Below are 8,045 nucleotides of genomic sequence, written 5' to 3'. Positions count from 1 at the left end.
CAATAAAATTTCACTTAATTATTATTTTTTATTTAATATTTGAGTTAATACTGTGTTTTAATAATTAAAGTTAATACTAAATCCTAAATTAACATGATCTGTTTTAAATCCATCTGGCTTAGATAATGGTGTGCCAATAAACGAATCATATTTTATTGTGGATGAAAATAACGAACCTTTTATACCCACAACACCACCAGCAAGATGTTTACCTAATAATCGAGGGTTATCCGTATTTGTTTTTAACTCACCATAGTCTGCACCAAGATAAATAAACTGTTCTGTTGCAGGATATCGCCAACTCAATGTATTTTGTAAAAACCAGCCTTCATTTGCGCTGAGCGTTCTTTCACCATCAAATCCACGAATAGACCAACGATTACCAATTGCAAATTGATCAATGGGTGTTAATGCATCGTGAGTCATTTGTTTGCGATAGCTTGCTTGGTATTTAAATTGCTGTTGGCCAATAGATATTGGAATATCTAATTCAGCGCGCCACGTTAAAATATTCGCTTTATCTGTTGCATAGTAATTATCAAGATACTTTTCTTCGTAAGCCGCCATTGAACCAAACCAGCGAGTTCCTTTTTGGTAATTTATACTACCGTCCAAAGTTCCAAAGCTAAAATATTGACGATGCGAGAGATTCACTAGCCAATGACTCACTCGCCGGCGTTGTATTTCAATTTCGGTATTATCAATATAATTTCGTAATACTTTAGCTTGAACACTATAACGTAATGTTGTTTTACTATTTTGATTACGAAAGAGAATGTATGACACACCTGCATTAACGCTATCACTTTCTCCTGAATAGAGAATATCTTTAATATGGCCTGCTACAGTCTGAGAGTAATCATATTTCGAGGCGTTAATATCGAATAACCAATAGCCAAAAGGCACTGAATAATGCGCCATAATATTTTGATTATTCTTACTACCAACAAAGTCTAAATCACGTTCTGTTGATAAATAAAACAAATCACTCAGCGCTAAAGGATTATCTAGTGCTAACATTAAACCACCTTGATAACGCCCTGTTGCAGGTGATCCGGCATCATTTATCCACAATGAAGTATGCCAGAAACGAGATTGTTTTCGCTTTATCACAATATCGCTTTCACCTGCATTTTCACCTGGCTTTATTTCCATTTCTGCACTAACAACCGGTAATCGTTGCAGATTTTCTAACCCTTGTTCAATATCTCGCAAATCGAGTAGTTGTTTTTTATGTGCAGGCATACTGGTATACAGCAAGGCGTATTTATCAGAGTCATCAGTAAACTTAACATGGCGAATAATGCCGGGAACTATTGTTAGATATAAAGTTCCACGACTAATATCTTGTTCAGGTACAACAATACGCGTGGTGATCCACCCATGCATTAATAACCGATTTTGCATACGAGTCACTAAAGCGTTTATTCCTTTCACCCCCAAACATTGTCCTATAAATTCAGTTTTAAAAAGGGGTAAATTAACCCAATGGGGAATAACTTCGGTATTTGTTATTTCAATGTGCTCTATTTGGAAGCAAAGCTTTTCTTCTGTTTTATTCTCTGTTTCTTCATATTTGCTAATATCAAAATATATATTAGGTATTTCAGGTGTTAATTGTTGGTAAAGTGCTTCTTGTTGACTTTGATTATGCTGTTGTTGCTGATTAAAGATTTCCGTCGCTTTTTCAGAAGCATCAGCTGAAGATATGGGAGTATTAAAGAGCGTAAAAAACACCCATAAATTTAAAAAGAGTATAATTTTTTTCATATTGTGCAATAAATAGAGTGTGTAATTTTAATTGTATTTAGGGTACATCTAATCTTTAACATTATTGATATTAAAATATATAAAGTAAATATCAAAAAATGAATAACAAATAAAATACCGTAACCTTGACAATGTAAAGATTAAAAAAATCAACTTATGTTAAACAATTAGCCTTATGTAATCACAAAAATTACTTAATAAGTTAATTAATGTTAATCTTAATTAATTATAAAAATTAAAATAAATTTTACTTTTAATTAAACCATAGTCATTTATTTAGTTTAAATACCTTGAATTAAAATAATTTATTTATTATTGAAATATTTATTCAAGTTAAAATAAAACCTTAAATTAAATAAGTGGAAATAAAAATATCTTCCATAAAAAAAGTGGATACTAAGATCCACTTTTTTCTTTTTTAAATTACTCTATTTATCCACGGACAAAAATATTCACATCCACTTTTCCGCGATATTCACCTGCTTTTGTGCCCTCTGGTTTGCAAAGAGCCCATTTGATACCAAATATATCAGGTTGATTATTCCCCATATTGGTTCCACTTAGCTCAATATCTGTATTATTGAACTTTAATAAGTTGTTATTATTTTCATCAGCACATTTTAAATTCGGTGTTGAAGTTTGCTTATAAGGCAATCCTATAACCCAAGGCTTTTTGTTAGATACAGTGCCATTAATAGGTGCTAAGACTAATTTATTTACATTACTTGGATCTAAGCTTCCCTCTTTAATCACCGCTGACATATTTACAGGGTTACCTGTACCGCCACAGGATAATGTAAATACAGAGTCTTTAATGACTTCATTTGTAAATGTCATATTTTCATTAATTTGTTGATTAGATACACCTGTAACAGCACAAGAACGTTTTACTGTTACATCTGCAATTACGTTAACTTGTGCAAAAAAGTCACCAGCACCAATCCGGCCAAAACTACCTACGTAAAAAGGAGTGCCTTTATACGTTAACTTACCAGGCGTTAAATTAGCATCAATATAAACAGGAAATGAACTCGGTGTTGTAACACTAACAACTTTTGAACCGCCACCAGGAACTGTTGCTGTCGCATAATTATATGGCACAAAACATACATTAATATCGGATGATTCTTTATCAACAAGATTAGTGTTCACCTGAAAAAATTGTCCTGAATAAGCACTTTGATAATTAGAACTAAAACTAGATAAACTGACATTGAAGTTAAACTGTGGTGTTACATATACTGCAGTCCTTGAATTATTGGCATGCGTTAACTTCAGACCATATTTATTAGTTTGCCCAGGAACTTTAGAAACAAATGTAGCGTCACATCTCGTTTTTGACTGACTTAATGAAATAATCGCATACTTAGTATCCCAAGAAGAGTTACTGCTATTATCATAAACAGGGCTCCCAGGAAAACTACTAGTCCCAGTCAATGTACCATTTATATATTGAACTTGAGTGGGATTAATATTCATATCAATCACCCCAGTTAAGTTTAATGTCATCGCACCCATATCTGTTCCAGCTAAAACATTAAATGACGAAGTCATTAATACTGAAGTCAGTGATGCCATCATTAAATTACGCATTTTCATTGTTATGCATCCACCTATAAAATAAGGATTATTTTTATTGGCAAGAAAGAGATAAAATTCTTAGTGGTTGCTTGCTATTGACTTCAATATTACTTAAGCCACTATATGAAACGTTGCAACTTTGTTGATTTTTATTACCCCATTTCACTAACAGCTTGCCATTATCAGGAAGTCCACTCATATAAAGCTGACCATTTTCACCAACAATACCTGTATTCAAATCATTAGGATTATCAGCATCAATTAACGTAGCAATAGCGCCAAATGGGACAACACTTTTGTTCTGAGAAAGATTTAAAATAGCTTGGAAGCCAATCTTTGTTTTAAAGGTAACCTTAACAATAGCGCCTTTTGTCGGAACTACATTTTGAGATGTGGATTGTAGAGTCGTATTATCAGGCAATGTATTAACATTTAATGCGATTGTATTTTGGCGATATTCTGTAAGATATGGTGATAACGCATATCCTTGTCCATTTATCGCACCATTTCCTGAACTTAATTCAGTGCCTTTTGCTCCAGGTGCTTCAACAATGGCCATACTACTTCCCATACTTCTACCCAGCAATAAACCACCTGAATGTAAAAGCAAACCACCATTCATGCTGCCATTAACGTTATAATAGTCACTTGAATAATTATAATTTAGAGAGGATGTACCGTAGTTACCTGAATAATTAGCATATGCTGAGCCATTATTAGATTGGCCTTGGTTAGCCCAAGATTGAGAAACACCATAAGATAAGGAGTTATCAAATGCACTGCCAGATAAACCAACTTGCTGGTTAGTTCTTCCATTATTATCATGGTTTATCATGTAAGTGCTATTAAAATTACTGAGCGCAGACGAATTACTAAATACACTAAATGGAACGCTCACATTAAAACTAATTTGCCTATTTTCAGGCCAGCTATCATCTGATTTTATTCTATCAATACTGTAATTAACGCCAAAGTTAATACCATGGATATTGCCATTATAGCCTGTCGTAAGTTGGGTAACATTCTTATCTTGTTCCCAATAATTATAACGGCTACCAGATAAATAAATACTACCGTACTTGCCTAATGATTGTGATAATGACGTTGTAAAACGACTTTTTTCTCGTTCACCTAACCACGGTGAAGTACCGTCTTTTAACCGATAATCTTCAGTATTAAATTGATTAAAATCGTAATAATCTTTAGTTGAAAAACGTAATGCCGTTAAGTCAACAGAGGTTCCTGTTGTGGTCATATTCTTAGAATAACGGAATCGATAAGATTGCCCATTTTGGGAGCCTATTGTATTAAAATCAGCATGAGCATGTGTGATATCTGTAGACAGAGCCCCCCAATTACCTAATGAAATTCCTATCCCAGAAGAAATAGCGTAATAATCTTTCGCACCTAATAACCCACCATAAAGAGTGACATCATGAGGTAAACCATAAATACCACTGGCAAGCAGAAAATCTGCTTTTTTAGAACCAACCGTTGTGCCGCCATCAAATCGCCCAGTACTAATTTCATATTTCCAACCCCCCGGCCTTAACATTACGGGTAATGATGAAAAAGCAACTGTAAATGTCCTTTCTGAACCATCTTCTTCTTTCACTGTGACATCCAAGTTCCCTCCGGAGCCACTCGCGTAAAGATCTGTTATTTTAAATGCGCCGGGTGCAACATAAGTTTGATAAATGACATTCCCATTTTGTCGGATAGTAATTTGGGCATTAGATTGAGCAATCCCACTCACATCTGGAGCAAAACCTTGTTGACTCGCTGGCAACATCTGTTCGTTAGAAACTAAACGCATACCTTTCATTGGTATACTATCAAAGACATCATTTCCGGTTGTAGTTTCACCAATAATAAATTCCGAGCGTAAAGAATAAAGATTACGAGAAAGATATGTATTAGAAAATTTATTACTATTATTACTTTGAGTCTCTACATTATTTGAATTTCGGGTATAAGTCTGTGTCATTGTCGAACGTAAACGCCAATCATAAAGATTAAAACCAGCTCTTAGTTGAGCAAAGAAATTATCATTTTTTTGTTTTCCATTATTATTAACTTTATCAAAATGGCTATCGTTAGAAGAATGTCCTCCACTAAACATATAATTGATAAACATGGCAGAAACACCACTATCAAAAGAAGCTGGATCAATATAGCCAACGGCATCATTGGACATAACAATTTGAGGAAAACTAGTGATTAGTTTTAATTCTGATAAATTTACTTTTATTAATGCGTCAGGAATATATTCATTAATATCATAAATCACTTGATCGCTTTTTAACATGTTTAACTTAGGTATTACTTTAGTATTAACACCTAATTCATCTAATAACTCTCTGGTTATTTCAGGCACCACTTTATTATTAGGCCCTTTTACCAAATTAATGATGAACTCACCATTGTTATTATTATTGACATAAACTAATAAAGATATTTTACCTTCAGGTAATGCATCTTTTTGTGAAAATTGGCTTAAATCAATTTCATTTGCAGATGCACCTAATTGTCCATCAAGTAAAGCGGGATCAAAATAATCCTCTGCAAAAGAATTAAATGAGAACAAAATAAGTGATGTAAAAAAACTGTATCTAAACATTGCCATTGATTTATTCATTTTTACACTCTTAATATTTAGCTTTATAAAAACATATATTTTTATAAATTTATTAATTTACTGTTTTCATTTTTTCATCTAATGGGAACATAAACTCATCTAATACTTGCCAATGAATAGATGTAATATTTTTTTCATTCAAAAATAAGTATTCTTGCGTACCAAATGGAGGTACATTTTTCGATAACTCTTGCAGTTCAATCTCTTTTCCATTTATCTTTATTGTGTTAAAAGCTAAATAAATAGGTGAGTCATTTTTAGCTATTATTTTATTACCATCAATTGAAAATGATAATTTTTTTTCTGCATCTTTTATTTTTATACCTTCAAGAGATTTTGGCCGATAATAGACTTTAAAGTTTAATGCTCTAATAAAGTTCATCTGCACATTTGGAGTTTCTTCAGATGTGGATGGTATTAATCTGAATTGAGAAATATAAACACTCTCTCTATCTGTTGGTAATACACTTTCTGAGCCAGTAAACTTAATTACCCACTCATAGTATTCTTCAGGTTCTATTTTTTGTAACAGAGGAGTTAAAATAAAAGGAGGATTCTCTTTTTTATCAATTAATTGTAAACCCGTAGATTCATCTAACCATCTCATACTAGCTTGAACGAGATACGCTTTTTTTTCATTATTTCTTAAGCCGATAGAAATACTTTTACTACCTTCATTATATGTCATTCTTTGTAATGAAAATTCAAATGCATTATTAGCAGACCATGCCAATTGGCAATAAAAAAAACCTAATGTCAAAGTAATAATAGAAAAAACACGACTATTTAAAACGTTCATATCATTAGTCCTTATATTCGAATTCTTTTGATAACTCACCATAGTCGTTAATTACATGCCAACTAGCTTCTTTTATTGATACCTCTACCAATTCAGTTTTACTATAAGGTGCTAACAAGAAAGTTTTATTATATTTTTCATTATTAACTTTAATTGATGTTAATGTCATATAATATTGAGTTGGGTTATCTAAAAACCATTTTCCTTCCTGTTCTTTAATAAAAATTTTTTTGTAATCTTGTTCTGAAGGCCTTGCTATATTTTCAGGTCGATAAATTACTTTAATCACAAAATTAGTTATTAATACTAATTTTGATTCCTGTGATTCACTTTCATTAGGCCGTTTAGTAGAGGGTATAATTTTTGTATTCAAATAAAAGAGTGATTCTTTGTCATTAGGTAAATATTGAGTATCTTTTAATAAAATACGTAAAGATGATACGCTCTTGTTTTCTAAACGAAATACAGGAGGAGTAACGATAAAATTAGATGACAAATTTCCATCAATTTTTTCAGTAACGCCAGCTTGTATTAAATAAGGTTGATTATCATCATTAGAAATATATACACTTTCACTTGAACTACCTTCAGAAAAAATAACGCGTGTTTTGCCTAAACTAACCCCTTGAGCGTTAGCATTAAAATAACTAAAAGCTAATATTAAAATAATGGAAACTTTTATAATAAAATTATTCATATAATATCTTAATCAACGATATACGAAAAAGTTAGCGTTGCTGAAAACTCTCCAGGTTCGGGATCACAAACTGTGGGATCTTTGCATTTGACATAGGTATAAAGTGTTTTTTCTAATTTATCTTTACTTATGTTATTCCAAACCGTATCTTCAGATTTAAAAAAATCCGCATTAGTATTAGATTGAGCAACATTATTTTTACTAGATACTCTGATACCAAAACTTTTATTGAGATCATCATTAAAAGTAATTGTATTTAAAGTGCTTTTTGCCTTCATTGTCACATAAGTATCAAAAAAGTCATTTGTTTTACAATCACTCAGCAATACCTTTATCGGAATAGGTTCTATAAGATTATTTTTAATTTTATTCGACTGAATACTGCCAAAATCAACTTCATTGTTACTTGTTCCTGAAACTGAGAGCTTACAGGTCTGTTTATCAATGGTCACTTTAAAGTCAAATTCAATACTTTGAGCACTAAAACTAATAAATAGTGCTGGTGTAATAAATAAACTTAACAAACTCCTTTTCAATAGAAATATATTCATATTTACTTT

The 8,045-nt window shown here is 31.9% G+C and carries 6 protein-coding genes; all 6 read right to left on the bottom strand.

Features of this window, described 5'->3' with window-relative positions; all coding sequences use genetic code 11:
- Window positions 1-57 precede the first annotated feature (57 nt).
- Window positions 58-1,770 (bottom strand): ShlB/FhaC/HecB family hemolysin secretion/activation protein, encoded by a 1,713-nt coding sequence (locus tag LG402_RS07330; RefSeq protein WP_227336702.1) that lies wholly within the window; start codon window positions 1,768-1,770, stop codon window positions 58-60.
- Between the two features lie 432 nt (window positions 1,771-2,202).
- On the bottom strand, window positions 2,203-3,369 hold the full coding sequence (locus LG402_RS07325; protein ID WP_227336701.1) for a hypothetical protein: 1,167 nt from the start codon (window positions 3,367-3,369) through the stop codon (window positions 2,203-2,205).
- Between the two features lie 34 nt (window positions 3,370-3,403).
- Window positions 3,404-5,989, bottom strand: coding sequence for a fimbria/pilus outer membrane usher protein (locus LG402_RS07320; RefSeq protein ID WP_227336700.1), 2,586 nt, complete (start codon window positions 5,987-5,989; stop codon window positions 3,404-3,406).
- A 52-nt stretch (window positions 5,990-6,041) separates the two neighbouring features.
- The gene (locus LG402_RS07315) at window positions 6,042-6,788 is read right to left on the bottom strand and encodes a molecular chaperone (RefSeq protein WP_227336699.1); all 747 of its coding nucleotides are present in this window, start codon (window positions 6,786-6,788) and stop codon (window positions 6,042-6,044) included.
- Window positions 6,789-6,792: 4 nt separating this feature from the next.
- Window positions 6,793-7,485, bottom strand: a complete 693-nt coding sequence (locus LG402_RS07310; protein ID WP_227336698.1) for a molecular chaperone — start codon at window positions 7,483-7,485, stop codon at window positions 6,793-6,795.
- Window positions 7,486-7,493: 8 nt separating this feature from the next.
- Entirely contained in the window at window positions 7,494-8,036 is a 543-nt protein-coding gene (locus tag LG402_RS07305; protein ID WP_210813857.1) for a fimbrial protein, read from the bottom strand.
- Window positions 8,037-8,045: the final 9 nt, after the last annotated feature.

The organism is Proteus sp. NMG38-2 (assembly GCF_020640995.1).
Lineage (GTDB): Bacteria > Pseudomonadota > Gammaproteobacteria > Enterobacterales > Enterobacteriaceae > Proteus.
The sequence above is the reverse complement of the archived record's forward strand: the minus strand, read 5'-3'. Positions and strand labels throughout refer to the sequence as shown.

Bases quoted from the DNA above. Each gene is read 5' to 3' on its own strand.
- LG402_RS07330 (WP_227336702.1), bottom strand. From the start codon at position 1,770: ATGAAAAAAATTATACTCTTTTTAAATTTATGGGTGTTTTTTACGCTC.
- LG402_RS07325 (WP_227336701.1), bottom strand. From the start codon at position 3,369: ATGAAAATGCGTAATTTAATGATGGCATCACTGACTTCAGTATTAATG.
- LG402_RS07320 (WP_227336700.1), bottom strand. From the start codon at position 5,989: ATGAATAAATCAATGGCAATGTTTAGATACAGTTTTTTTACATCACTT.
- LG402_RS07315 (WP_227336699.1), bottom strand. From the start codon at position 6,788: ATGAACGTTTTAAATAGTCGTGTTTTTTCTATTATTACTTTGACATTA.
- LG402_RS07310 (WP_227336698.1), bottom strand. From the start codon at position 7,485: ATGAATAATTTTATTATAAAAGTTTCCATTATTTTAATATTAGCTTTT.
- LG402_RS07305 (WP_210813857.1), bottom strand. From the start codon at position 8,036: ATGAATATATTTCTATTGAAAAGGAGTTTGTTAAGTTTATTTATTACA.